We start from the raw sequence: 24869 nt of genomic DNA, 5'->3' as shown, positions 1-24869 counted from the left end.
TCGGGTTGGTGTGGTTTGGGTCGCTGTCTGGGGTTCGGCTCGTCGCCTGGCGGCGACATTGCGCTCGGGGTGGGGCCCCACCCCGAAGGTTGATTGTGCTGACGGCCTGGGGGTGCTTGTCAAGGCGGGAAAGATGCCTTGACAAGCACCCCCAGGCCGCAGGGAGGCTTCGGATCGGGGTTGGGGGCGGTGTGGGTGCTGGGATCGGTTGGGTGCACCGGCAGCGGTTGGGTGCGTCCGCGGCTGGGTGCGTTGGCTGCGGTTCGTAGGCGGGCGGGGCTAGCGCCCCAATGCCACATTGGGTGCGTCTGACGCACCGAATGCGGCATTGGGTGCATCCCGCGCACCCAATGCCGCATTGGGGCATCCCGGTGACGGTGGGCGGAGGCGGTCCGTGAAGGGCTCCTTGAGGGAATCCAAGTCCGTGAAGGGGCCCCTCACGACCGGCGGCACCTGGCATGCCGCTGAGCCAGCAGCGGGCGGACGGGTGCGAGGACCGGCGCGAGGGGTCAGTTTCTCCTCGCGGCTCCGGATTTCCACTCGTCTTCCAACATGGCGTAGACCAGTTCGTCGGTCCATTCGCCCTTGACGATCTCGTTTTCCCGCAGGCGCGCTTCCTGGCGCATGCCCAGCCGTTCCATCAGCGACGCCGACGCGGTGTTGCGGCCGTCGCAGCGGCCGATGATGCGGTGCAGGCCCAGGTCTTCGAAGCCGAGGCGCAGTACTTCGCGCGTTGCTTCCAGCGCGAGGCCTTTTCCGTGGTGGTCGGGGTGGAACACGAAGCCGATCTCGCCTTGGCGGTGTTCGGCGCTGAGGTATTCGAGGTTGAGATCGCCGATGAGCTGCCCGGTTTCGGCGAGTTCCACGGCGACGGCGAGGAACTGGCCTTCCTCCGACAGGGTCGCGCTGTGCACGCGCTTCGCGAGCGCGGCCGCGGATTCCGCTCGGCTGCGCGGTCCCCAGTACAGGTAGCGGACGACGTCCGCGCGGGACTGGAACGAGTTCAGGGCATCGAGATCGTCGTCCCGGAACGGGCGGAGGAGCAGGCGTTCGGTGCTGATCGGATAGTCCGGCCTGAGCATCCTCCCAGCCTAGCCACTTCCGCGGGTCCGGAGGTACCGCCGCGGTGATCGCCCGGCGCGGAAAGGACACCGCGAGCGGACATGGAAATTCCCGGGGCGCCTCCTGGACGCCGTCAGCGTCCAGGCTCGAGCCGGACCGGTGCTCGAGAACCCCGGGAACCCGGTGACTGCCTGGTATTCGTCAGCAGGCAGCACGTGAAGCAGGCGATGAGCCGAAGGTGGCTCTTGTTGCATCGCTGCTCAAAGTCCCTGCACGTGCCATCCGCTAGCGGACAGCCACCTCACGAGTCCTGTGTGAATACAACTTAGGACCACCTCCTCTCTCGTGTACTGCCACGCTAACCGCGAACCTCTCGGTACGGCAACATCATTTGCGCGGCGGTCCGTCGGCCGGGACGGGGCCGGGCTGGCAGCGCGGGCAGCACCAGGTCGGGCGCCGGTACTGGCCGTCGCCCTGCTGGCGCACCAGGAGCGGGCCGCCGCAGCGGAAGCAGCCCTGGCGGGTGCGTTCGTAGACCCAGGTGCGGCGGCCGCGGCGGAGGTCGCCGGTGGTGGCCTGTTCGTGCCGCCACGCGTTGGCGACCAGCAGCTTCCGGGCGAGCGCCACTGCCCGTGCGGGGTCCACTTCGGACACTGGGGTCCACGGGGAAACCCCTAGCAGGAAAGAGATCTCGCACTTGTACAGGTTGCCGACGCCGGCCATGACCCGTTGGTCGAGCAGTGCGTCGCCGAGTTCGCGGTCCGGTTTCGCGGCGAGGTTGGCGGCGGCCAGCGCGGCGTGCTCGTCCGTCCACTGTGGATCGAGCAGGTCCGGGCCGAGGTGGTCGACGAGGGTGTGCTCCTCGGCGGTGGGCAGCAATTTCAGGTCGTGCAACCGGAAACCGATCGCCTGGACGTCCTCGGTCATCAGCACGACGCGCGCGTGATGGGCGGGCATCGCCCATTTCGCGCCCGCGGGCTGGATCTTCCACGAGCCGTCCATGCGCAGGTGGCTGTGCAGCGTCAGGTCGCCGGAGAAGCGCGTGAAGAGGTGCTTCCCGACGGTGCCGACCCCGTGCACCTCGCGGCCCGCGAGGTCCGCAGTGGCCAGTCCGGGATGCCGGAACTCGCCGCGCACCAACGTTTTCCCGGCGAGCGCGCGGTCGAGCAGCTTTCCGGCCAGGAATACGGTATCGCCCTCGGGCACGGTTCAGCCCGCGGTTTCCGACACTTCCGCCTGCACCGCTTCCTCCTCGGCGCGCACGCGGTGCCGTCCGGCGCGGTTGGAGCGCAGGATCTTGGCGAGGACCATGTTGAAGGTCAGCGCGATCTCTTGTGCGCCAGGGGAATGCCATTCGTGGATCGGGCTGCACGCGCCCTGTGCCTGCTGCACCGCGAGCCGGTCCGGGATCGCGGTCGGCATCACCAGCGAACCGAAGTTCTCGCGCAGCTCCGAGACCCGGAACTGGTGCTCGTACGACCGCACGCGCAGCTTGTTCACGAGCACGCCGATCGGCCGCAGCGACGGATTGCTGTCCTCGCGGATCCGTTCGATCGCTTCGAGCGCGCGCTGGGCGCCGGCTACCGCGTACATTGTGGGTTCAGTCACAATGAGCGCGCTGTCGGCCGCCACGAGCGCCGATTTGGTGAGCCGGCCGAGCGACGGCGGGCAGTCGATGATCGCCAGCTCGTACGGGTCCTCGCGCAACGGGTGCTGGTGGAGTTCGTCGAGCGCGCGGGAAAGGTTTTCCAGGCGGCGGCCGTCGGAGTCGGGTTCGTTGAGCGACTCCAGCTCCTCGGCGCCGACCAGCACGTCGATCTCCTCGCTCCAGACGCTGGGCGCGATCGCGCGTTCGAGGACTGCCCGCGCGGGCGTCTCGAGCACGTCGGCGAGCGTCGCGTCGGTGAACGGCGGGTCGAGCGAGGTGGTGGCGTTGCCCTGCGGGTCGAGGTCGGCTACGAGCGTGCGAGTTCCCCTACGCAGCGCGGCCGACGCGATACCGAGCGCGACCGTCGTTTTGCCGACACCACCCTTGAGGCTGAGAACGGCGACCGTGTGCACTCGACACAGCCTACGGGCCGCGCGCCGGGGCGGTAGCCCGGAAGGTGGCGAACGCCGCTGCGGCGCCCACGCGGGTCACGGCAAGTGACCGGCGGCCATTACCCTGTCGGCCATGAAGACCGACACCGTGGCCGCCCGGGGTTCGGGCGCTGTTCGCCGGGCGCTCGAGGCCGAACTGCGGGCCGCCCGCGCCCGCGGCGTGGAGCAGCCGGTCGTCGTCGACGTCGGCGGCGGGAGCGGCGGCTGGGCGGTGCCGTTCGCCTCGGCCGGATGCCTGGTCACCGTGGTCGAACCGAACCCGAACGCGCTCGCGACGCTGCGCCGCCGCGCCGAAGAGGAGGGCGTCTCCGGCCGGATCACGGTGATCGCGGACGACTCCGACGCACTCGGCGCGCACGTGGAGGCCGGATCGGCGGACCTGGTGCTGGCGCACGGCCTGCTGGAGGTCGTGGACGACCCGCGCGCCGTGCTCGACGCGCTCGCGGCGGCCGTTTCGCCGGGCGGGGCCGTGTCGGTGCTGGTGGCCAACCGCACCGCGGCCGTGCTGCATCGCGCGCTGGCCGGGCGGATCTCCGAGGCTCAGCAGCTGATGGAAGGCCCGGACGGCATCGTCGCGGGGGACACCGTGCTGCGCCGGTACGACAGCGCCGGGCTGACCGATTCGCTCGTGGCGGCCGGCCTGGAGGTCACGCTTCTGCAGGGTGACCGGGTGATCTCGGATGTCGTGCCGGGCGGGGTCCGCGAGGACGAGCTGGCCGAGTTCGAGCTGAGCGCGTCGGCGGTGCCCGCGCTGCGCGACGTCGCGGGCCGGCTGCACGCGATCGCCCGGCGAGGCTAACCCGCTCTTCTGCCTCGGCAACCGTCCTGGCGAGGATCCGCGCCACCCGTAAGCGTGGCCGCCGGGGCTCGTGCGCCGGGAATTGTCGGTGGCGGCAGGTAGCGTCCGGAGGCGTGGGGAGAAACACCGAACTGCCGAGCGGGATGGCCCGCTACCGCGTCACCACGGGCGCGACCGAGCTGCCGGACGACACCGGGTGCTCGATTCTTCACGTGGACATGGACGCCTTCTTCGTGTCGTGCGAACTGCGCACGCGGCCGGAGCTGGCGAACCAGCCGGTCGTCGTGTCCGGCGGCGGCCCACGCTCGGTCGTCGCCGCCGCGAGCTATCCGGCGCGGCGCTTCGGCGTGCGCTCGGCCATGCCGTTCGCCACGGCCAAACGGCTCTGCCCCCAGCTCGTCTGCATCCAGCCGACGCCCGGGCTGTACGGAGAGGTGTCGCGCGGCGTCATGGGGATTTTCCGGCAGCTGACGCCGCTGGTGGAGCCGCTGAGCCTGGACGAGGCGTTCCTTGACGTAGGAGGCGCACTGCGGCGGCTGGGGACCACTCCGGGCGCGCTGGGGGCGCGGATCCGGGAGCGGGTGGAGGCCGAGCACGGGATCACGTGCTCGGTCGGGGTCGCGAAGGTCAAATTCGTGGCGAAACTGGCCTCGGGGATGGCCAAACCGGACGGGATGGTGATCGTCCCCGCGGCCGAGACGCTGGAGTTCCTGCACCCCCTGCCGGTGTCGGCGTTGTGGGGCGTCGGAAAGCGGACCGAGGAACAGCTGCGGCAACACGGCTGGCACACGATCGCGGACATCGCCGCCACCCCGCCCGCCCGGCTGCGGCGCGCGGTCGGCCGCGCGGCCGGGGACCACCTGTGGGCCTTGGCGAACGGCCACGACGACCGGGCGGTGGAACCGGAGTCGGCGGAGAAGTCGATCGGGGCGGAACACACCTTCGACGTCGACGTCCTGAACCGCGGCGAGCTGAGTGTGGAACTGCTGCGCCTGTCCGAACGGGTCGGGGCGACGCTCCGGTCGCGCGCGCTGCGCGGGAGGACGGTGTCGATCAAGGTGCGGTTCGCCGATTTCCGCACGATCACCCGGGCGCGCACGGTGCTCTCGGCGACCGACGTGGCCCGCGACATCCACCGCACGGCAGTAGAGCTGCTGACCGAGCACGCGCCGACGGGAGCGGTCCGGTTGATCGGGGTGCGAGTGGAAGGCCTGGACACCGGCGACGGGGGAGAGCAGTTGTCGTTCGCGAACGACGAGCCTCGCTGGCGGGACGCGGAGGTGGCCGCGGACGTGGCGAGGCTGAAGTTCGGATCGGCGGCTATCCGGCCTGCTTCGTTGCTCTCTCCTCGGGAGGAGTGACGGTGTGGCATAAGGGCTGAGGCCCGCTGAGTCGCTCGGCAGGGGTGCCGCGCGCCGCTTCCCGCGCGAAACCTTCGCCCTCTGGAGTGACGCTGCGGAACCTGGACACGTTCTCCGCGCGACGCCTCGATCGAACCCGTCCTCGCCTTCCCGAGACCCCGCCCCCGCGAAGAAGGTCCGGCGAGGTGGGTCCGGTCTCGCGCCGCCCGGCGAGGTGGGTCCGGTCTCGCGCCGCCCGGCGAGGTGGGTCCGGTCTCGCGCCGCCCGGCGAGGTGGGTCCGGTCTCGCCCCGCCCCGCGAAGTGGGGTCCGGCCTCGCGCCGCCTGGCGTGGGGGCAAGGGCAAGACCGGGCACCGGGCCCGGAGCTGATTGCGCGCCGGGAAGTCTTCGCGTCGCTGGCGAAGCCAACGTCCCTCGTGCCGGACCGGTGCGACGCGCCGGGACGGGCCCAGCGTCGGGCGGCGGGATCCGGATCGGATTCTGCGCCTGGCCGACGGGGTGTCCCCGACGGTCTCCGCGACTGCTCGGCGGCGGACCATGCCGGTACGCGTCCGGGGGAAGTCGGTCCGTCTGGTCGGCCGCTGCCGCCTGAGCCGCCTTTCGGCCGGGTTTGTCCTTCCCGGCTGGTTCGTGGGCACCTCGCCGAGATGACCGCTTGGCGGAGAGTCGGCGTCCGGTTGCGAGGCGGTTGAGCGACGCCCGGAACAGGGGTCCGCCGGTAGCGCTGAGTCAGCAGGACCCGGGCTGTTCGGGCGGTGGGGAATTGCCGATCTCGGAGACGGCCGGGTGAATGAATGGCGGACGGTATCGATCGGCGGAAGATCGGGCGGACCGGGGCGTCGGCAGGGCGGGTGGTCGGCGCGAAGACGGTTTCTCTCCGTGACGAGGGACCCCGCGCGGGGGAGGCCGACGGGGCGGCGCGACGGCCTGGGCTGCGCCGATGGGGGTGACTTCCGTCGCGGTGACGCACTGTCAACCCGCATTGTGCGGGATTTCCCCCGATTCGATCATTTCCGGATCGGGGATCGGGTAGTCGGACGAGCGCGGGGCTCGTATCCTGGACAGTGCCACCCCGCCTGGGGTTGGCTGTTGGGTCCAGGACGTTGCGCGGCCCGGCGCCCGCGACAGCTGTGCCGGAGGAGGAAAGATGCCACTCTCCGAGCATGAGCAGCGGCTGCTCGACCAGATCGAGCGCGAGCTCTATGCCGAGGACCCCAAGTTCGCATCCACGGTGCGCGGCACCCGGTTGCGCCGACCCGCGCGCCGTCGGCGCATCCAGGGGATCGCCCTGTTCGTGGTGGGCGTTGCGCTGCTGGTGCTCGGTGTGGTGATCCCGGTGTTGCGGGTCGCCGACGTGCCGGTGGTCAGCGTGCTCGGGTTCCTCGTGATGTTCTTCGGGGTCATGATGGCCGTGACGTCGCTGCGCCACAGCGACAGCGGCGGCAAGAACAGCCATGACGACGGAGGCGGCGGGGGGAAGCAATCCGGCCGCAAGAGCTCCTTCACGCAGCGCATGGAGGAACGTTTCCGCCAGCGCTTCGAAGGCCAATAGCACGACGGCGAATCCGCGCTTCTCCCCTCGGGGCGGAGCGCGGATTCTCGTGCGCGGGCACCGGCTGCACCGCTTAGCGGGACACAGGTTCCGGCCCTCGGCACGCTCGACGGCAGACCTGACTCGCGTACGCCTGGTCGGGACGCTGGTCGCGCTCCGGGCAATGCGGTCCCACCCGGCGGACGGATCTGGACACGGCACCGGATCGGGCGACGTGGTGCGGCCACGCCGGGGCACAGCGGATTCGCCGAGGCGGGTCAGGGCCGGCGGGCCGCGCGGATTCCGCGTGGAGAACCGCACCCGGGCGGGCCCCGCTCGTGTGGCAGTGACTGCGCCGATTCGGGTCTGAGCCGGGACGGCAAGCCGCTCGGGTTCGCGGCGGATCCCGCGTGTTGCGGCGGCTTCCGGGGTCTCGGGCGGGCTGGCTGCCGGGTTTTGCGGCGGGCTCCGCTGACGGTTCCGTCGATCGTGATCGCGGTAAGCGCGGTCGCCGCGCGTCTGTCGAGCCGTCAGTTGAACGCGCTCGCGCTGGGCGGTGCCGTCGCGCACACTTTGGCGCGCGTCGCTGCGGTTTCCGGGACTGGGACGAACAAGCAGGCCGCCGGGTTTGCCGCGGCGTGGGCCACGCGAGTCGCCGCGACGACTTCCCGCCCGAGGGGCCGTCCCCCGTCGGGGAACGCATCCGGGTCGTTTCGCCCGCCTCACTGCGCCGGCCGCCAAGACAAGGCTTGGCGGCGCGGCAAATCGCAGCCAAGGCGCGAAGCTCACCGCCGTCGGCGGAGGACCGATCGGGGGAACAACCGGCCCCTCATCGACAACGGAGCGGTCCGGCGCAGGCTCTCCCTCAGCTGCCCGAAAGCGGGCTCCAGCGTCGGATCCGGGGCCGCCTCGTCGCTGTACCAGCTGCGTTCCACCGCGCCCAGCACGGTGCGCAAAGCCTCCCGGCCCGAGTCGTCCAAGCGGTGGCGTTCGGCGATCTTCCCGCCGGCGACGCGGACCGTGTCGCTGTCGGAGATGGGCAGATCCCGGTCCGCGCACTCCGCCTTCAGCTCGCGCCAAGCCGCGTCGGCGGCACCGGAGGAGTGCGTCGCGATCGTCTGGAGGTGACGGCGGCGCGTCAGATCCCGGACCGCGGCAGGGCCGCCGGTCGCGGCGAGGATCAGGACCACCGCCCCGGCGAACCACCACGACACGGTCCCGGCCAGCAGGCCGAGAGCGGCGACCAGCAGGACGGCTCCGGCCAAGGGCAGCCACAAGGCGGCCAGGTGCACCGGGGTCGGGGCGGTGACTGGGTTTCTGACCAGCACGTTCCCGTCCGGTGTGGCACCCGGCGGGACTCCGGACGGGGTCAGGCCGGGACGGGGGCGGCGGCGCAGGAAGTACGACGCGGCAACGGCGGCGGCGCCCAGGACAGCCAAGGCGAGAGCCAGCCAGGTCAGCCAGCTGTCGTTGGGGGCGGAATCGGCCGGGGCGGCGGGGGCGGCCTGGTCGTGGGCCTTGTCGGTCGACGCACCTGTCGACGGCGAAGCGGAGCGCGGGGCCGTCGGGAGGTCGTCGGTCGCGTTGGGCTGTTGCGGGTTTTGGGTGTTCTGCTGGAGATACGGCGGGACGATGCCCCGCCCGTCGGCGAGCGGGGTCGGGTCGAAGCTGACCCAGCCCTTGTCGCCGAAGTACGCCTCGACCCACGCGTGCGCGTCCTGCGAGCTGATCGACTGGTAGTCGCCCTTGGAAACGCCGGGGGTGAAGCCGATCGCGACGCGCGCGGGGATGTGCGCGACCCGCAGCATCACCGCCATCGCCGACGCGTATTGCTCGCAGTAGCCCCGTTTCCCCTTGAGGATGAAGTCGGCGAGCGCGTCGGCGTCGGTGGCGTCCGCGGTCTTCGTGTCGTACACGAAACCGTTCTGCGCGCTGAAGTACTGCCACAGCGCGGTCGCCCGGTCGAAGTTGTTCGTCTTGCCCGCGGTGAGCTGTTCGGTCAGCGCCGTGACGCGCCGGTCGACCTGGCCGATCCGCGTGTACAGCGCGGGGACCTCGTCGGATTTCGGGGCGGCGTCGCGCAATTCGGCGGCGGTCGGCTCCTTGAGCGAAGCGGTTTCCACGTAGGCCGGGGCGGGTTCGCTCGTCGTGGTGAACACCGAGCCGCTGACCCGGTCGTACAGCCACTGCGGCGGTACGCCCCGGAGCGCGCGCGGGGCGCCGTAGACCGGCAGCCAGTTGTCGACCCAGCGCGTCGGCTGGATCTGGATCTGCCGCGACACCCCGGTGCCGTCGTCGCCGGGCGCGGCGGGCAGCGTGCTGTTCGCGAGCACGCCGGTTTGCGCCTGGCCGCCGGCGCGCAGGCCCCAGCCCTTGTTCGGGGTGTAGGTGTCCAGGGTGAACGCGCGCATCAGCCGCCGGTCCGGGCCGAGGCCGCGAACCTGGAACAGTTCGGTGTTCTGGCCCTGGTCGAGCAGGCCGCGCAACTGCGTGAACGGCGCGATGCCGAAGCCGCCGGTCCCGTCGCCGTCGCCGCCCGGCCCGGAGCCGAATGGGATCTTGCCGACGGTCCCGACCATCGTGATCCCGCCGCCCAGCAGGCCGAGCACGATCGCCGAACTGACCACGGCCACCGGGGCCTGCATCAGCCGCAGCGTGCCGCCGGAGCCGGGTGCGTCGCGGTTGCGCCAGCGGCGATGCCGGTGGCTGCCGTCGAGCGCGAGCAGGCACGCGAAGGCGCCCGCGCCGAGCACGAACGTCCACCACGGCATCAGTTCGTCCGACAGCGCCGCGGGCACGGCGTATACGCAGAGCAGCACGAGCCCGGTCGCCGCCGGCGCTGCCGCGGCGACGGCGAGCGTGTCGACCAGCACCGCGACCAGGCCGACCGCGATCGTCACCAGGCACAGGATCGGCTGCGTGCTGTCGACCGGCGGGAGGCCGATCCGGATCTGGTCGGCCGCCGCGGTGAGCGTGGCCCGCAGTTCGCCGAACGCGGTGGGCCCGGGGAAAATCGTGAGCACGCCCTGCGTCGTGAACGCCCCGGTGATGAGGAACAGCAGCACCAGCAACTGCCCGAACCCGGCGACGACGGTCGGCGCGCGCAGCGACCGCAGCGCCAGCCCGGTGCCCGCGACCAGCACGACGGCCACGAAGAGGTACCCGAACCAGGCCCAGCCGGAGACGACGCTGGTCAGCGACGTGGCCGCGCACAGCGTCGCGAGGCCGGCAGCGATCGGCGGCAGGACGCTGCTCCGCCACGCGGGCGGGGGATCGGTCGGCTGCGGGGTCGGGGTGTGCGGGATCGGCGGCGCGCCGGACGGGCGGGGAGCGGTGGTGGTCATCGGATCCCCCTGCGTGCTCGTGAGCGGCAACACCGGTCAGCACCGGCATCGCCGCGCACGACGGTCTTCTTCAGGTTCATCGCGTCCCGCCGATCACCGTCGACCGATGGGTGCCCGCGCGGCACAGCAGACCCCACACCTCGGGCATCGGCGTCCGCGGCCCGGCCACCACGACGCCCCATCCGGCTCCGCGCAGCAGCTCCGCCGATTCCTCGGTCGCCGCGGCGAGGTGGTCCGGCGAGGCCGATCCCGCCCAGGCCGGAGTGTCCAGGAGAACGGCGAGACTGCGGACTCCGCGGGCCCGGTACCGGGTCAGCTCGTGCACCGATTCCGCGCTCACCGTCCCCAGGATCGCGATCAGTTCCTGTCCCTCGGCCGGGTCGTGGCCGAGCGTCACGTCCCGCTGGTGCGCGGGCTGGAGCGCGGCCAGCGCGTCGAGCACCAGGTTGTCGTAGCCTTCGCCGCCGTCAGCGGGGGAGTCGGCCAGCGAAATGCCGTGTTCGGTCACCAGCCGGACGCGATGGCCGGTCCGGCGCAGATGCAGCGATACCGAAGCGGCGAACGAGACCGCCCACTCCAGGCTCGCCGTCGGCCCGCTGCCGTGGTGCGCCGCGGCGCGGTGGTCCAGCAATACTGTCGTGCCGCCGCGCCAAGGACGTTCCTCGATGCGGACCATGATCTCGTCGCGGCGCGCGGTCGACCGCCAGTGGACCTTCCGCATGTCGTCGCCGGTGCGGTAATGCCGCACGATGACGTCCGGCTCGCCCTGCCCGGAATGCAGCCGCACGCTGCCGTCGTCGCCCGCCCCGGCCCCGGCGCCGCCGGGCAGACCCCACAGCGGCACCGCGCGCGGCACGACGACCAGCCGGGAATGGCCGATCAGCTCGCGTTCGAACTCGCACAGCCCGAACGGGTCGGTGATCGTCGCGCGCAGCGGCCCGACCTGCTGGATCCCGCGCATGGCCGGCCGCAGCGGATACCGCAGCAGCACGCGCCGGTCGTGCGGCAGCCTTTCGACCACGAACCGCGGGCGGGCGCCCAGCGCGTACGGCACGCCGTCCTCCAGCAGCACCTCGCCGCCGGGCAGCCGTCCGCTGCGCCACAATTCCAGGTCGACCTCGCCTGCCGAACCCGCCGCGACCCGGTCCGGGCGCAGCGAGCGCGCGGCGCCGAGCCGCAGCCGGGTCGCCGAAATGTAGGCGGCGACCAGCAGCGGCAGGGCGACGACGAACACCGCGACCCGCAGCAGGTCGCGTTCGTTGAGCACCAGCGAGCACACCGCGGCCGCGATCCCGGCGGCGAGGAGGCAGCGGCCTCGGGTGGTGAGGCCGGAAAGCGCGCGCAGCATGCGGATTCCCTAATCGGGTAGCGGGACGCGCCTCAGCGGGCCGAGCCCTGGGGGACGGGGACGCGGTGCAGCACCGCGCGGACCACGTCGGTCGCCGAACGGCGGGCGGCGTGCGCCTCGGTGGTGAGCACGAGCCGGTGCGCCAGCACGGGAGCCGCGACCGTGTGCAGGTCGTCGGGCACCACGTAGTCGCGCCCGGACAGCGCGGCCTGCGCGCGGGCGGCCCGGACCAGGTGCAGCGTCGCGCGCGGCGAGGCGCCGAGCCGGATCTCCGGCACCTGCCGGGTCGCCGCCACGACGTCGACGGCGTACCGGCGGACCTCCGGCGCGATGTGCACGCCGCGGACGGTCTCGATCAGCCGCAGCATCGTTTCGCCGTCGGACACCGGGGTCAGGTCCGCGAGCGGATTGTGCCCGGAATGCTCGTCGACCATGGCCAGTTCGGCCTGCTGGTCGGGGTAGCCGATGGACACCCGCGCGGTGAACCGGTCGCGCTGGGCCTCGGGCAGCGCGTAGGTGCCCTCCATCTCGATCGGGTTCTGCGTCGCGATCACCATGAACGGCGCGCCGAGCGTGTAGGTGCTCGTGTCGACCGTGACCTGGTGCTCCTCCATGCACTCCAGCAGCGCGGACTGCGTCTTCGGCGAGGCCCGGTTGATCTCGTCGCCGACCACGATGTTCGCGAACACCGGGCCGGGCCGGAACTCGAACTCGCCGGTCTGCCGGTTGTAGATGGAGACGCCGGTGACGTCGCTGGGCAGCAGATCGGGGGTGAACTGCACGCGGCTGACGGTGCAGTCGATCGAGCGCGCGAGCGCCTTCGCGAGCGAGGTCTTGCCGACGCCCGGCACGTCCTCGACAAGCAGGTGACCCTCGGCGAGGAGGGTCACCAGCGCGATCCGGATGACGTCCGGCTTGCCGACGAGGACGCGCTCCACGTTCGCGGCGATCCGGCGCGCGGTGTCGTGCAGTTCGCCGAGCCCGGCCGCCGGGACCGGAGCCAGCCCGTCCGCGGACTCGACCGCCGGGTACGGCGGCTGCCCGGACCCGTTGCCGTGCGGCCCGGCGGGGGAAGCGGACTGGATTCTCGACGTCACTCGACCTCCTGGTGGCGCAATAGCTGGACGGGAACCGGCGGGGATGCGCGCCTGTCCAGCGTTCTCCCCAGTGTGTCAAACCCGGGAGAACTGGGCGGCGGAACCCCGAGATCGTTTCATGGTGACGCCCAGCCACCCCGGCGCTCCTTCTTACGGGTGATTATGAGGCATTTTCAGGTGATCCCGCTGACCGTATGCACTGTCGTATGCTCCGAAACGAAGTCGCCCGACCACGGTTCGACGTCGGAAGAGGTGCATCCGCGCATGAGCGAGGCCGAGGCGGAACGGAAAGCCGGGCTCCCGGGACTGTCCGGCGGCCGGTTCGCGGTCACGCCCGAACTGGCGTCCGCGACGTATTCGAAGCTGGGCGAACTGCAGGACGTCGTCGGCGAGATGGTCCGCGAGGCCGCCGTGCTCGGCCGGTCGGTGCCGCTGGGCGGCGGGTACGCCGGCGAGGTCGGCGCGTTCATGGCGAAGTACGGCCTCGGCCGCGACGGCTCGGCGGTCGACCAGCTCACCGCGTTCGGGAAAGAGATCGCCGGGCTGAAGAAACGCATCGGCGGCGCGCTGGAGAAATACCGCGACCAGGACAGCGAAGCCGCCGAAGGCGTGGACTGCACCGGTGGCTGACCGTTCCGCGGCGCGTGCCGCGCTCCTTCTTCTCCCGCTCGCCGGGCTCGCCATGCTCGTTTCCTGCGGCCGGATGCCCGGCATCTCGCACGCCGCGCCCGCCGACGGAGGCCCGCCCGCCCCCGCGCCGCCGTCCTCGTCGGCTCCTTCGCTGGCCAAGCTCGACCCGTGCGCGCTGCTCTCGCCGCAGGACCGGTCGTCGGCCGGGCTCACCGGCCAGGGCAAGCCGAAGACGATCGGCGAGGCGCGCGCCTGCGACTGGACAGTGCCCTCGACCTTCGGCGTCACCGTCACCCTCGACGAAACCAACGGGCTGGCCAACCTCGACCTCTCCGACGGCAAGCGCACCAAGAAGGACGTCGGCTCGCACCAGGCGGTGCAGGTGTCCGGCCGCCGCGGCACCTGCGCGGTGCTGCTCGACGTCGGCGGCGCGCAGAGCGTGCAGGTCGACGTGAACAACGCGAACTTCGCCGACTCGGACCTCGCCTGCTCGCGGGCGGACGACGTGGCCGGGCTGGTCGAGCCGAAGCTGCCGTGAACCCCGTGCGAGGAGGAAAGTCGTGACCGACACCCCGGCTGCGTCCCCGGCCCCCGAGCCGACGGCGCGGTACGAAGCGTTCAGCCACGCGGCGCTCGCCGCGCAGGCGGTCGACGGCAACGACCCGGCCGCGGCGGGCGAATCGGGTTCGCGGTGGGCCGGGCTGTCGCAACGGCTCGAGGATTCGATCGGCGGGCTGGTCGCGCTGTCCGCGGGCAGCGAGGAATCCTGGCAGGGCGACGCGGGCGACGCGATGCGGAAGGTGCTCGGCACCGCGTCCGGCTGGCTCGCCGAAACCTCCGTGGTGTCGGCGAAGGTCGGGGAAGCCGTGCAGGGACAGGCCGAGGTCGCCGCCCGGGCGCGCGCGGACATGCCCGCGCCGGTGGACTTCGACCCGGCGGCGATGATCCGTTCCGCCGCGGCGAGCGGGGACCTGGTGCGGCTGGCCGGGCTGTCGTCCGCGATGGACGAGCGGCGCGCCGAGGCCGAGGCCGCCCGGCAGAAGGCGATCGACGTCCTGCGCACCCGGGACACCGCGTTGCGCGGGCTCTTGCCCGAAGGCGAGTTCCCCGCGGTCCCGCCGCTCGGCGCGGGGCCGGCTTGATCAGCCTGTCGGCGTCCGCGTTCGACATCGTCTGGGCCGACCTCGGCCTCGACGCCCCGCCCGCGCCGCTGGCGGTGCGCAGCGTGGGGGAGACCGACGCCGACCGCTCCGCGATCCGCGCGGAGGTCTACCGGAACCTCGGCGAACGCGGCCTCTTCGACGGCCGTCTCGACGCCGCACTGGAGAACAGCCTCCGCGTGCTGGCTTCCGCGGAACGGTATGTGGAGTGCGAAGCGCTCGCGGACATGACGGCCGACGAACCGTTTCGCGCGGTCGCCGCGCTCCGCGGCCGCGACGCGGTGCTCGCCGTGCAGCCGGCGCGGACGATCGGCGTGCGCGGCATCGGGGAAAGCGAGCTGGCCTCGGCGATCATCGACGTGCTGCCCGAGCTTTCGGCCGGCCCCGGGTACGGCGTCCGGCTGCCCGCGGCGGGGGAGCCGCCCGGCGGCTCGCAAGGCGAGGAGCTCCGGGCGATCCAAGCCCGGCCGGTGTACGCGGCGGGGCAGTTCACCGTCCACGCCCGCGACCGGGCGGGGAAACTGTCCCGGACCGGCGGGCTGACGTGGTTCGACACGGACGCCGGGGCCTATTCGGCGGTGTCCTCGCCCGGGCGCGGTGGGCAGGAGTGGGTGACGGTGTCCCCGGTGGACAGCGCGCGGCTGGCCGAGCGGGTCATGGAGCTGGTGCCGCGCTGACCCCCGTGGTCTGAAGTGGACGGTCGGTCGCGAGTGTTCGTGCCGGTTGGAACCGGCGTGAACACTCACGACACGGACCCGCGCAGGACTGGCCCGCAGCCCGCGCTGTCCAGCCAGGCCTCGTGAGTGGCGATGCCGGTTCTAACCGGTATCGCCACTCACGACTGCGGTCAGCAGGCCGCGCTTCACCGCCCGTGCGGCACAGCGGCCCCCGCTCGCTCCCGCCGCGGCTGCCTCAGTGCCCGTCGCACGGTCCCCCACCGGCCCCCACCACGGCATCCGGCCGAGTCGTCCGGCTCCCCGCAACCGCCCCACCAGGCCCCACCGCGGCTGCCTCGGCACCGCCGCGAGGGGTTCCCCACCAGCCCCCGCACGGCATCCGGCCGAGCCATCCGCCTTCCTCCTACGCCCCCCCACCAGGCCCCACCGCGGCTCCCCACCCCGCTCCACCCGCGTCCCCACCCGTCCCCACCGGTTCCCCCACCAACCCCCACCATGGGTCCCCACGCTGCCGAAACGCGGACGTTTCAGGCCTTCCGAGGTTGCGAGAGACCCCGGTGCGGGGGATCTTCGCCACGGTCCCCCCACCGTGCCCCCACCTGGGCCCACCTCCGTGACCTGCGCAAACGCGCCACCCGACGGAGTGGCGCGGGCGCGGGACGCGTTGACTGTGGTGAAAAGTGGGGTACGGTGGTGGCCAGTGGGGCGGAAGGGAGCCCCCGAGCCGGAACCGGGCGGGGAGCCAACCGGATCCGGTAGGGAGGTGGAGGCCGGTGTTCCTCGGCACCCACACCCCGAAGCTGGACGACAAAGGGCGGCTCACGCTGCCCGCGAAGTTCCGCGAAGCCTTGGCAGGCGGGCTGATGGTCACCAAGGGGCAGGACCACTGTCTCTTCGTCTTCCCCCGTGCCGAGTTCGAGCAGATGGCCAGGAAGGTCGCCGAAGCCCCGTTCACGAACGAGGCGGTGCGGGCCTACCAGCGCTACCTGTTCGCCGGGACGGACGAGCAACGTCCGGACGGGCAAGGGCGCGTCGCCATCGCGCCGGAGCTGCGCCGGTACGCGGGGCTCAACAAGGAGTGCGTGGTGATCGGCGCGATCACCCGGCTCGAGATCTGGGACGCCCAGGCGTGGCAGGGCTACCTGGACGAACACGAGGACAGCTACGCACAGGCTCGGGAGGAAGTTCTGCCGGGCGTCTTCTAGGAGACGCCTTGAGCGCACCTGCGTCGTCGGGGGACGCGGGTACGCCGTTCGACGCGGATGCCGTGAGGCCTCTGTCCGCTCTTTGACCCTGGCGCACCTTCCCCGGTGCCAGGTCAGCAAGCGGGCGGGCAGGGACCTGACGGCATCCGCCGCATCTTCCCCGGAAACACTCGCGGCAGAAAGGGGGGAAGACATGACGGACGCAGCAGAGCACGTTCCGGTGCTGCTGGACCGCATCGTCGAACTGTTCGCCCCCGCGCTGGACGGCCGCGACGCCGTGCTGGTCGACGCGACCGTCGGCCTCGGCGGCCATTCCGACGCGCTGCTGGCCGCGTTTCCCCGACTCCGGCTGATCGGTCTCGACCGCGATCCGGCCGCGCTCGAGCGCTCCGCGGAGCGGCTCGCGCGGCACGGCGACCGCGTCGACCTGGTCCACACTGTCTACGACGGACTTCCCGAAGCGGTGTCCGGACTGGGACTGTCCCGAGTGGACGGAATCCTGTTCGACCTCGGCGTCTCGTCGATGCAGCTCGACCGCACCGAACGCGGATTCGCCTATTCCCAGGACGCGCCGCTGGACATGCGGATGGACCCGACCACCGGGTTCACCGCGGCCGACGTGCTCAACACCTACGCGCCGGGCGAGCTGATCCGGATCCTGCGCGACTACGGCGAGGAACGGTTCGCGCAGCGGATCGTCCGCGCCGTCGTGGCGGAGCGGGAGAAGGAACCGTTCACCCGCAGCGGCAGGCTGGTCGAACTGCTCTACTCCGCGGTGCCCGCGGCGAGCAGGCGCACCGGCGGCCATCCGGCGAAGCGCACGTTCCAGGCGCTGCGGATCGAGGTCAACGGCGAACTGGAAGTGCTGCGGCGGGCGATGCCCGCGGCGCTGGGCGCACTGGCGATGGACGGCCGGATCGTCGTCGAGTCCTATCAGTCCCTCGAGGACCGGCTGGTCAAGCAGGCGCTCGCGGAACTGGCGAAATCCCGGACGCCGGAAGGGCTTCCGGTCGAACTGCCCGGGCACGGGCCGGAATTGAAGCTCCTCACCCGGGGAGCGGAGAAAGCCGGCGAGAGCGAGATCGAGCACAACCCGCGGGCCGCCTCGGTGCGGCTGCGCGCAGCACAACGGATCGGAGAGCCGCGATGACCGCACCTACGAAGTCCCGCCGCTCGTCGTCGACCGCTGCGGAGCGGGCACCGCGGAACACCGTCACCGAGGCCGACGCTCCGGCTCGGCGGCGCACGACGGCGGCCGAGCGCGCGTACGCCCGGCGGGCGCAGCGGGCCGACCTGCTGCGGCAGCGCGCGCCGAAAAAGCCGGTCGCGGAACCGGAAAACGTCGAGACGAAGACCGTGCGCACGCGGTTCCAGCTGCGCTGGCCGCAATCGCGCGCGTCGTTCGTGCTCGTGATGATGGGGCTGCTGGCGGTCGGGGTCGCCGCGACGCTGTGGTTCACCACGCAGGCGATCGCCGATTCGTACCGGCTCGAAAAGCTGCGCACGGACAGCGCTTCGCTGATGGAGACGAAGGACCGGCTGGAGCGCGAGGTCGCGAAGGCCCAGTCCCCGGCGTCGCTCGCGCCCGCGGCCAAGCAACTGGGCATGGTGCCTGGCGGCGACCCGGCGCGCATCGTCGTCGGCAAGGACGGCAAGACGACCGTCGTCGGCGAACCGAAGAAGGCCGAGGCGCCGCAGGACGACGCGGCCGTGCCGCCGTCGACCCCCGTCGCGCCGCCCGCTGAGGGCGGCATCGAAGGCGATCTGCCGGGCACCACGCCTGACCTCGCCGGGGGAGGGCAGTGATGGCGGCAGGCGGCAACAGCCGTTCCCGGGCGGCGGGCAGCGCGCGGCGGACCTACGCCGCGGGCACCCGCCGCGCGGTCGCGAAACGGGGCAACGGCGGACAGCGCAGCCGGTTTTCCGCGGTGCGCATCATGCTCGTCGTGCTGATGGTGGTGGCGGGCGCGAAACTGGTGCAGGTGCAGTGGTTCGAGGCTCCCGCGTTGTCCGCGGCGGCCGAACGGCAGCGCACCCTGACGATCGACATCCCGGCGCAGCGCGGGTCCATTGTGGACCGCAACGGGGCGAAACTGGCGTTCAGCGTGGAAACCCGCACGCTGTCGGTGAACCTGCGCGCGCTGCACAAGACGATGGACGAGTACGCGAAGAAGTACCCGGACAAGGGCCGCAACTTCGAAACCGAGGTGTCGGGCGCGGCGAAGCTGATCGCGCAGAAGCTACCGCATCTGACCACCGAGGCAGAACAGTTGGCGCTGCTGCACAAACAGCAGTCCTTCACCTACCTCGTCGACAATGTCGAGCCTTCGGTGGCCGACCAGATCGTCAAGAAGTACGCGTGGATCAGCGTGGAGAAGCGCGCCAAGCGCGAGTACCCCGGCGACACGCTCGCGTCCAACATCGTCGGCCTGGCGAACTGGCGGATGGACGACCCCGACGTGTCGAAGCACAACCTGCACGGCGTGATCGGGCTGGAGAAATCGCGCGACGCGGACCTGGCGGGCACGCCCGGCCGCGAGATCGTGAACACCCAGAACGGCAACGACAATCTCTACCTGCCGGGCACCGAGCACGTGCTCACCGCCGCCGTCCCCGGCTCCGATCTGGAGCTGACCATAGATTCCGACCTGCAGTTCGAACTGCAGCGCCAGCTGAGCGACTACGTCGCGAAGGCCGGGGCCAAGGGCGGCCAGGCGGTCATCATGGACGCGAAGACCTCCGAGGTGTACGCGCTGGCCGACGCGAGCACGTTCAACCCGAACGACCCGTCCACGATCAAGGACGACCTGCTCAACAACCGGCCGATCACCACGCCCTACGAACCCGGTTCGGTGAACAAGGTGGTCACCGCGACCGCGGCGATCGACGACAAGATCGCCACGCCCACCTCGACGCTCGAGGTGCCGGGTTCGATCAAGGTCGCCGACCGGACGGTGCACGACGCGTGGGTGCACGGCACGCAGACGTTCACCACCACCGGCGTGTTCGCGAAGTCCTCCAACGTCGGCACGCTGGAGCTGGCCCAGCAGGTCGGCCCGGACCGGTATCTGGCGCTGCTGAAGAAGTTCGGCATCGGGCAGAAGACCGGCATCGGCCTTCCCGGCGAGAGCTCCGGATACGTGCCGCCGCGCAAGGACTGGTCGGCGTCCACGTTCGGGAACTTGCCGATCGGGCAGGGTCTTTCGATGACCGTGGTGCAGATGGCCGGGATGTACCAGGCGATCGCGAACGACGGCCTGCGCGTCGAGCCGCGGATCGTGAAGGCGAAGAAGAACCCGGACGGCACTGTCACGCCGGAAGCGCCGCCGAAGACCGAGCGCGTGGTGAGCCCGGAGACCGCGAAAACGGTGCGGGACATGCTGCGCGCGGTGGTGCAGAACGCCAAGAGCCCGAACGCGGGCACCGCGCCGTCGGCCGGGCTGGAGGGTTACCAGATCTCCGGCAAGACCGGCACCGGCCAGCAGATCGACCCGCGCACCAAGGCCTACAGCTCGAGCCTGGCGAACATCACCTTCGCCGGCATCCTCCCCGCCGACCACCCGCGGTTCGTCGTCGGCATCCGCCTCGACGCGCCGGACAGCACGCCCGCCGGGCATTCCGCGGGCCCGCTGTTCCACTCGATCGCGTCGTACCTGTCGCAGCGGTACCAGATTCCGCTGTCGGACGGGCCGTCGCCGGTGGTGCCGCTCGTCGTCGGCTGACCGCCGCGCCTCGCTGCGCAGCACGCTCCGCGTGCGAGAATGTCCGTGAAGGGCCCCTTGAGGGAATCAGATTCCCTCAAGGGGCCCTTCACGTACTTCTGCGGGAGAAGAGCCGCGCGAGGCTGGGGCGGACAAGACCCCGTCGAGGTTTTCTCAGTAGCTGTGGCGTGCAGCTGTGGTGTGCGGCCTCTCTGCGGCAACGCCCGGCTCCGCCTCCGCCGACGTGCGTGTGGGTTCCCCTCATCGACTCTGCTTCCCGCAGGGTTCCCCTCACGTACGGTGCTCACCGGCCGGACCGGCGGGCATCGGCCGGGGATGGCTTCACCCGCGCCTCGCCAGGCACTTGCGAGGCTTACCGCCCTGCGTCCGGCCCGCCGCAAGGTGCCACTGAGGAAACCCCCAATGTGGCATTGGGTGCATGTGACGCACCGGACGCCGCATTGGGTGCGTGGGACGCACCCAATGCCACCTCGCGGCGGGGCCGGGCATTGTCCACACGGGCCGGTGCAGTGCCAGGGAAAGGGTTGCGCCGCAACGATCTTGACTGCTCCGCTTACCACACGCGCGGCGGCGGCGCGCGTTCGCCGTACCGCGTTGGGTCACCCGGATCCGGCCTCGGTAACCTCTCCGGCGTGTCCGTGTCCTCGTCCCAGCCCCGAAGCGGGCCCGCTGCCGCGTCGCTGCCGGACAGCCCGGCCAAGGCAGCCGCAGCCCCGCCCCGCCCGGCCCGGATCGACCCGGTCCCGCTGGCCACTCTGCTCGCCCGTGCGGGAGCCCGGCTCATCGCCGACCGTCCCGAGGCCGCCGACCTCACCGTCACCGGCACCACGCTGCGTGCGCAGCACGTGCTCCCCGGTGACCTGTTCGCCGGCCTGCCCGGAGCCCGCGCGCACGGAGCCGACTTCAGCGACCAGGCCCTCGCCGCCGGAGCCGCGGCCGTCCTGACCGACCCGAGCGGAGCCGACCGGCCCGCGCTGCGCGACGCGCCGGTGCCGGTCCTCGTGCACCCGGACCCGCGCGCCGCGCTCGGCGAGATCGCCGCGTGGATCTACGGCGAGCCGTCGCTGAGCCTGTCCGTCCTCGGCGTCACCGGCACGTCCGGCAAGACCACCACCTCCTACCTGGTCGACTCGGGCCTGCGCGCCGCCGGGCGGACCACCGGCCTGATCGGCACGGTGGAGACCCGGATCGCCGGCGAGCGCCTCGCCAGCGGGTTCACCACGCCGGAGGCCCCGGACCTGCAGGCGCTGCTCGCGGTGATGCTGGAGCGCGGCGTCACGCACGTGCCGATGGAGGTGTCCAGCCACGCGCTGGCGCTCGGCCGGGTCAACGGCACCCGGTTCGCGGTGGGCGCGTTCACCAACCTGTCGCAGGACCACCTCGATTTCCACAAGGACATGGAGGAGTACTTCGCCGCCAAGTCCCTGCTGTTCGACGGCCGCTCGACCACCGAGGTCGTCGTGGTCGACAGCGCGTGGGGGCAGGCGCTGCTCACGCCGCAGACGGTGACCGTCTCGATCGAGGCCGGCGCCGACGCGCTGTGGCGGGCCGCCGACATCGAGGCGACCCCGGCGGGGGAGCAGACCTTCACCCTGCTCGGGCCGGACGGGCTCAGCCGCGCGGCGAAGATCCCGCTGCCGGGCACGTTCAACGTCGCCAACGCGGTCCTCGCGGCGGCGATCCTGGACAGCGCGGGCATCGACGCCGACGACATCGTCGCCGGGCTCGCCGCGGTGGAGGTGCCCGGCCGGATGGAGCGGGTGTACCTCGGCCAGGAGTTCACCGCGGTGGTCGACTACGCGCACAAACCGGCCGCGGTGGCGCAGGGCCTCGACGCGCTGCGCGCCCGCACCGACGGCCGGATCATCACCGTGCTCGGCTGCGGCGGCGACCGCGACACCGCGAAGCGCCCGATGATGGGCGAGGCCGCGGTGCGCCGCAGCGATCTGCTGATCGTCACCGACGACAATCCGCGTTCGGAGGACCCGGCCGCGATCCGCGCCGCGATGATGGCCGGGGCCCGCGCGGTCGGGCCCGCCGCGGGCGGCGAGGTCGTGGAGATCGGCGACCGGCGCGAGGCGATCGCGTCCGCGGTGTCGCTCGCCCGGCCGGGGGACATCGTGCTGATCGCAGGCAAGGGCCACGAGACCGGCCAGGAGGTCCAGGGTGTGGTGCACCCGTTCTCCGACCGGGACGAACTGGAGGCCGCCATCCGCAAGCGTCTCGAGGTGACCGCGTGATCGAGCTGAGCCTGGCCGAGATCGCCGACGTCGTCGGCGGCCGGCTGCACCGCACCGACGGATCCGCTGTCGTGACCGGCAGCGTCGAATTCGACACCCGCGAGCTCGGCCCCGGCGGGCTGTTCCTCGCGCTGCCCGGCGAACGCGTCGACGGGCACGATTTCGCCGCGAAGGCGGTCGAGGCGGGCGCGGCCGGCGTGCTGGCCGCGCGGGAGGTCGACGCCCCGGCGATCGTCGTGCCGCCGCTGCCGCCGGGGCAGGGCAACGCCGGGTCGGTCGCGCTGACCGGCGACACCGACGGTTCCGGAGCCGCCGTGCTGGCCGCGCTGGCCAAGCTGGCCCGGCACGTCGTCGACCGGCTGGCGGCGGGCGGGCTGACCGTCATCGGCGTCACCGGCTCGTCCGGCAAGACCTCGACCAAGGACGTCATCGCGCAGCTGATCGAGCCGATGGGCCCGACGGTCGCGCCGCCCGGGTCGTTCAACAGCGAGCTGGGCCATCCGTGGACCGCGCTGCGCGCCGACGCGTCGACGAAGTTCCTCGTGCTGGAGATGTCCGCGCGCGGGGTCGGGCACATCGCCGCGGCCGCCGAGACGACGCCGCCGCGGATCGGCGCGGTGCTCAACGTCGGCAGCGCGCACGTCGGCGAGTTCGGCTCGCGCGAGGGCATCGCGAAGGCGAAGGGCGAGCTGGTCGAGGCGCTTCCCGGCGAAGAACACGGCGGGCTGGCGGTTCTCAACTTCGACGACCCGCTGGTCGCCGCCATGGCGAGCCGCACGAAGGCCCGCGTCGTGGGCGTGGGGGAGTCGGCCGGGGCGCAGGTCCGGGCCGCGGACATCACGGTCGACGACGAGGCCCGCCCGTCCTTCCGGCTGATCACGCCCGAGGGCGAGGCCCAGGTGACGCTGCCGCTGCACGGCGAGCACCACGTCGGCAACGCGCTGTCGGCCGCCGCCATCGCCCGCGAGCTCGGCGCGACCGTCGAGGAGATCGCGCAGCGGCTGTCTTCGCTGCAGCGGCGCTCGGAGCGGCGGATGGAGGTCACCACCCGCGCGGACGGCGTCACGATCCTCAACGACTCGTACAACGCCAACCCGGAATCGGTCCGGGCCGGGCTGAAGGCGCTGGCGTCGATGAGCCGCTCCGGCCGTCGCGCGTGGGCGGTGCTCGGCGTGATGGGCGAGCTGGGCGAGGACTCGGTGACCGCGCACGACTCGATCGGCCGCCTCGTCGTGCGGCTCAACATCGAGAAGCTCGTCGTGGTCGGCCAGGACGCGGCCGCCATGCACCAGGGCGCGTTCCAGGAGGGTTCCTGGGGCGAGGAGTCGGTGCTGGTACCCGATGTCGAGGCCGCGGTCGCCGTGCTGCATGATCAGCTCCGTCCCGGGGACGTGGTGCTGGTCAAGGCGTCCAAGGCCGCCGGTCTCTGGCGGGTGGCCGAAGCGCTGCTGGCCGACCCCGGGAACTCCCCCTCCTCGAACTCCGAACGCTCGAACGGTGGTCACGCGTGATCAACATCATGATCGCGGCCGCGGCGGGTCTGCTGGTCTCGATCCTGCTCACGCCCTACCTCATCCGGGTCTTCTCGCGGCAGGGCTTCGGCCAGGAGATCCGCGAGGAAGGCCCGCAGGGGCACAAGTCGAAGCGCGGCACGCCGACCATGGGCGGCGTCGCGATCATCATCGCGATGGTCGTCGGCTACTTCGTCGCGCACCTGATCACCTGGATCGGCAACTCGCGCTCGGCCGCGCCCTCGGCGTCCGGCCTGCTCGTGCTGATGCTCGCGGTCGGGCTCGGCGTGGTCGGCTTCCTCGACGACTTCATCAAGATCCGCAAGCAGCGCAACCTCGGGCTGAACAAGACCGCGAAGCTGGTCGGCCAGCTCGTGGTCACGATCCTGTTCGCGGTGCTGTCGCTGCAGTTCAAGGACGCGCAGGGGCTGACCCCGGCGTCGCAGAGCCTGTCCTACGTCCGCGACCTGGCGCTGATCACGTTCCCGTCGGTCGTGTTCGTGATCTTCTGCTACATCGTCATCTCCGGCTGGTCGAACGCGGTGAACTTCACCGACGGCCTGGACGGCCTGGCGGGCGGCGCGGCGGCGATGGTGCTCGCGACGTACGTGGTCATCTCGTTCTGGCAGGCCCGGCTTTCCTGCTCGACCCAGCCGCTCCCGGCCTGCTACGACGTGCGCGACCCGCTCGACCTCGCGGTCGTCGCGGCCGCGGCCACCGGGGCCTGCATCGGGTTCCTGTGGTGGAACGCGGCTCCGGCGAAGATCTTCATGGGCGACACCGGGTCGCTCGCCCTCGGCGGCCTGGTCGCCGGGCTGTCCATGACCACCCGCACCGAACTGCTCGCCATCGTCATCGGCGGCCTGTTCATGGTCGAGATGATCTCGGTGGTCACCCAGATCGCGGTCTTCCGCACGACGCGGCGGAGGCTGTTCCGGATGGCGCCCTTCCACCACCACTTCGAGCTCGCCGGGTGGGCGGAAACCACGGTGATCATCCGGTTCTGGCTGCTCTCGGCGATCTGCTGCATGTTCGGGCTCGGGCTGTTCTACAGCGAGCAGCTCAACTTCGGAGGCTGAGCC

The 24869-nt window shown here is 71.9% G+C and carries 20 protein-coding genes; 14 read left to right on the top strand and 6 right to left on the bottom strand.

Going from position 1 to position 24869, the window contains the following annotated elements:
- Window positions 1–509: 509 nt before the first annotated feature.
- From H4281_RS25145 to H4281_RS25135, 3 genes are all read right to left on the bottom strand, one after another.
- Window positions 510–1082, bottom strand: a complete 573-nt coding sequence (locus tag H4281_RS25145; protein WP_182893386.1) for a GNAT family N-acetyltransferase — start codon at window positions 1080–1082, stop codon at window positions 510–512.
- Window positions 1083–1449: 367 nt separating this feature from the next.
- Window positions 1450–2268 carry a DNA-formamidopyrimidine glycosylase family protein gene (locus tag H4281_RS25140; RefSeq protein WP_182893385.1) on the bottom strand — a complete coding sequence of 273 codons (819 nt, stop codon included), beginning with the start codon at window positions 2266–2268 and terminating at the stop codon, window positions 1450–1452.
- Between the two features lie 3 nt (window positions 2269–2271).
- Window positions 2272–3123, bottom strand: a complete 852-nt coding sequence (locus tag H4281_RS25135) for a ParA family protein (protein WP_182893384.1) — start codon at window positions 3121–3123, stop codon at window positions 2272–2274.
- 112 nt (window positions 3124–3235) lie between these two features.
- Between H4281_RS25135 and H4281_RS25130 the strand changes: the two genes are divergently transcribed.
- The 3 genes from H4281_RS25130 (at window position 3236) to H4281_RS25120 (ending at window position 6874) form a co-directional block, all read left to right on the top strand.
- Window positions 3236–3961, top strand: a complete 726-nt coding sequence (locus tag H4281_RS25130; RefSeq protein WP_182893383.1) for a methyltransferase domain-containing protein — start codon at window positions 3236–3238, stop codon at window positions 3959–3961.
- Window positions 3962–4104: 143 nt separating this feature from the next.
- The gene (gene dinB, locus H4281_RS25125; protein WP_182893489.1) at window positions 4105–5322 is read left to right on the top strand and encodes a DNA polymerase IV; all 1218 of its coding nucleotides are present in this window, start codon (window positions 4105–4107) and stop codon (window positions 5320–5322) included.
- 1147 nt (window positions 5323–6469) lie between these two features.
- Window positions 6470–6874 carry an SCO2097 family morphological protein gene (locus H4281_RS25120; RefSeq protein ID WP_043827044.1) on the top strand — a complete coding sequence of 135 codons (405 nt, stop codon included), beginning with the start codon at window positions 6470–6472 and terminating at the stop codon, window positions 6872–6874.
- Between the two features lie 764 nt (window positions 6875–7638).
- Here H4281_RS25120 and H4281_RS25115 read toward each other — a convergent pair.
- The 3 genes from H4281_RS25115 to H4281_RS25105 form a co-directional block, all read right to left on the bottom strand.
- Entirely contained in the window at window positions 7639–10197 is a 2559-nt protein-coding gene (locus H4281_RS25115) for a transglutaminase TgpA family protein (protein WP_182893382.1), read from the bottom strand.
- A gap of 76 nt (window positions 10198–10273) precedes the next feature.
- The gene (locus tag H4281_RS25110) at window positions 10274–11545 is read right to left on the bottom strand and encodes a DUF58 domain-containing protein (protein ID WP_182893381.1); all 1272 of its coding nucleotides are present in this window, start codon (window positions 11543–11545) and stop codon (window positions 10274–10276) included.
- 32 nt (window positions 11546–11577) lie between these two features.
- Window positions 11578–12642: an AAA family ATPase gene (locus tag H4281_RS25105; protein WP_182893380.1), complete on the bottom strand. Its 1065-nt coding sequence runs from the start codon at window positions 12640–12642 to the stop codon at window positions 11578–11580.
- Window positions 12643–12906: 264 nt separating this feature from the next.
- Here H4281_RS25105 and H4281_RS25100 point away from each other — a divergent pair, with 264 nt between their 5' ends.
- The 11 genes from H4281_RS25100 to mraY all read left to right on the top strand — a co-directional run bounded on the left by H4281_RS25100 (window position 12907) and on the right by mraY (window position 24866).
- Complete coding sequence (locus H4281_RS25100) at window positions 12907–13272, top strand: hypothetical protein (RefSeq protein WP_182893379.1); 366 nt, start codon at window positions 12907–12909, stop codon at window positions 13270–13272.
- The gene (locus H4281_RS25095; protein ID WP_312872175.1) at window positions 13265–13810 is read left to right on the top strand and encodes a DUF3558 family protein; all 546 of its coding nucleotides are present in this window, start codon (window positions 13265–13267) and stop codon (window positions 13808–13810) included. Before H4281_RS25100 ends, H4281_RS25095 begins: the two co-directional genes overlap by 8 nt.
- Before the next feature lie 22 nt (window positions 13811–13832).
- Entirely contained in the window at window positions 13833–14414 is a 582-nt protein-coding gene (locus H4281_RS25090; RefSeq protein WP_182893378.1) for a PPE domain-containing protein, read from the top strand.
- On the top strand, window positions 14411–15109 hold the full coding sequence (locus H4281_RS25085) for an ESX secretion-associated protein EspG (protein ID WP_182893377.1): 699 nt from the start codon (window positions 14411–14413) through the stop codon (window positions 15107–15109). The genes H4281_RS25090 and H4281_RS25085 overlap by 4 nt, the downstream gene beginning before the upstream one ends.
- 773 nt (window positions 15110–15882) lie before the next feature.
- The gene (gene mraZ, locus H4281_RS25080; protein ID WP_009080393.1) at window positions 15883–16314 is read left to right on the top strand and encodes a division/cell wall cluster transcriptional repressor MraZ; all 432 of its coding nucleotides are present in this window, start codon (window positions 15883–15885) and stop codon (window positions 16312–16314) included.
- Between the two features lie 193 nt (window positions 16315–16507).
- Window positions 16508–17464 carry a 16S rRNA (cytosine(1402)-N(4))-methyltransferase RsmH gene (gene rsmH, locus H4281_RS25075; protein WP_182893376.1) on the top strand — a complete coding sequence of 319 codons (957 nt, stop codon included), beginning with the start codon at window positions 16508–16510 and terminating at the stop codon, window positions 17462–17464.
- A complete protein-coding gene (gene ftsL / locus H4281_RS25070) occupies window positions 17461–18120 on the top strand; it encodes a cell division protein FtsL (protein WP_182893375.1) in 660 nt (219 codons plus the stop codon). The genes rsmH and ftsL overlap by 4 nt, the downstream gene beginning before the upstream one ends.
- Window positions 18120–20036 carry a peptidoglycan D,D-transpeptidase FtsI family protein gene (locus H4281_RS25065; RefSeq protein ID WP_182893374.1) on the top strand — a complete coding sequence of 639 codons (1917 nt, stop codon included), beginning with the start codon at window positions 18120–18122 and terminating at the stop codon, window positions 20034–20036. The genes ftsL and H4281_RS25065 overlap by 1 nt, the downstream gene beginning before the upstream one ends.
- Before the next feature lie 680 nt (window positions 20037–20716).
- Entirely contained in the window at window positions 20717–22276 is a 1560-nt protein-coding gene (locus tag H4281_RS25060) for a UDP-N-acetylmuramoyl-L-alanyl-D-glutamate--2,6-diaminopimelate ligase (RefSeq protein WP_182893487.1), read from the top strand.
- The gene (locus H4281_RS25055; protein WP_182893373.1) at window positions 22273–23787 is read left to right on the top strand and encodes a UDP-N-acetylmuramoyl-tripeptide--D-alanyl-D-alanine ligase; all 1515 of its coding nucleotides are present in this window, start codon (window positions 22273–22275) and stop codon (window positions 23785–23787) included. The genes H4281_RS25060 and H4281_RS25055 overlap by 4 nt, the downstream gene beginning before the upstream one ends.
- Window positions 23784–24866, top strand: a complete 1083-nt coding sequence (mraY, locus tag H4281_RS25050) for a phospho-N-acetylmuramoyl-pentapeptide-transferase (RefSeq protein ID WP_037812444.1) — start codon at window positions 23784–23786, stop codon at window positions 24864–24866. Before H4281_RS25055 ends, mraY begins: the two co-directional genes overlap by 4 nt.
- The last annotated feature ends 3 nt before the right edge of the window (window positions 24867–24869 follow it).

It is taken from the genome of Amycolatopsis dendrobii, from assembly GCF_014145675.1.
Classification (GTDB): Bacteria; Actinomycetota; Actinomycetes; order Mycobacteriales; family Pseudonocardiaceae; genus Amycolatopsis; species Amycolatopsis dendrobii.
The sequence above is the reverse complement of the archived record's forward strand: the minus strand, read 5'-3'. Positions and strand labels throughout refer to the sequence as shown.

What these genes read in the sequence shown, in the direction of transcription:
- ftsL (WP_182893375.1), top strand. Translation starts at nt 17,461, where the DNA reads ATGACCGCACCTACGAAGTCCCGCCGCTCGTCGTCGACCGCTGCGGAG.
- H4281_RS25100 (WP_182893379.1), top strand. Translation starts at nt 12,907, where the DNA reads ATGAGCGAGGCCGAGGCGGAACGGAAAGCCGGGCTCCCGGGACTGTCC.
- H4281_RS25110 (WP_182893381.1), bottom strand. Translation starts at nt 11,545, where the DNA reads ATGCTGCGCGCGCTTTCCGGCCTCACCACCCGAGGCCGCTGCCTCCTC.
- H4281_RS25145 (WP_182893386.1), bottom strand. Translation starts at nt 1,082, where the DNA reads ATGCTCAGGCCGGACTATCCGATCAGCACCGAACGCCTGCTCCTCCGC.
- dinB (WP_182893489.1), top strand. Translation starts at nt 4,105, where the DNA reads ATGGCCCGCTACCGCGTCACCACGGGCGCGACCGAGCTGCCGGACGAC.
- H4281_RS25065 (WP_182893374.1), top strand. Translation starts at nt 18,120, where the DNA reads ATGGCGGCAGGCGGCAACAGCCGTTCCCGGGCGGCGGGCAGCGCGCGG.
- rsmH (WP_182893376.1), top strand. Translation starts at nt 16,508, where the DNA reads ATGACGGACGCAGCAGAGCACGTTCCGGTGCTGCTGGACCGCATCGTC.
- H4281_RS25130 (WP_182893383.1), top strand. Translation starts at nt 3,236, where the DNA reads ATGAAGACCGACACCGTGGCCGCCCGGGGTTCGGGCGCTGTTCGCCGG.
- H4281_RS25120 (WP_043827044.1), top strand. Translation starts at nt 6,470, where the DNA reads ATGCCACTCTCCGAGCATGAGCAGCGGCTGCTCGACCAGATCGAGCGC.
- H4281_RS25115 (WP_182893382.1), bottom strand. Translation starts at nt 10,197, where the DNA reads ATGACCACCACCGCTCCCCGCCCGTCCGGCGCGCCGCCGATCCCGCAC.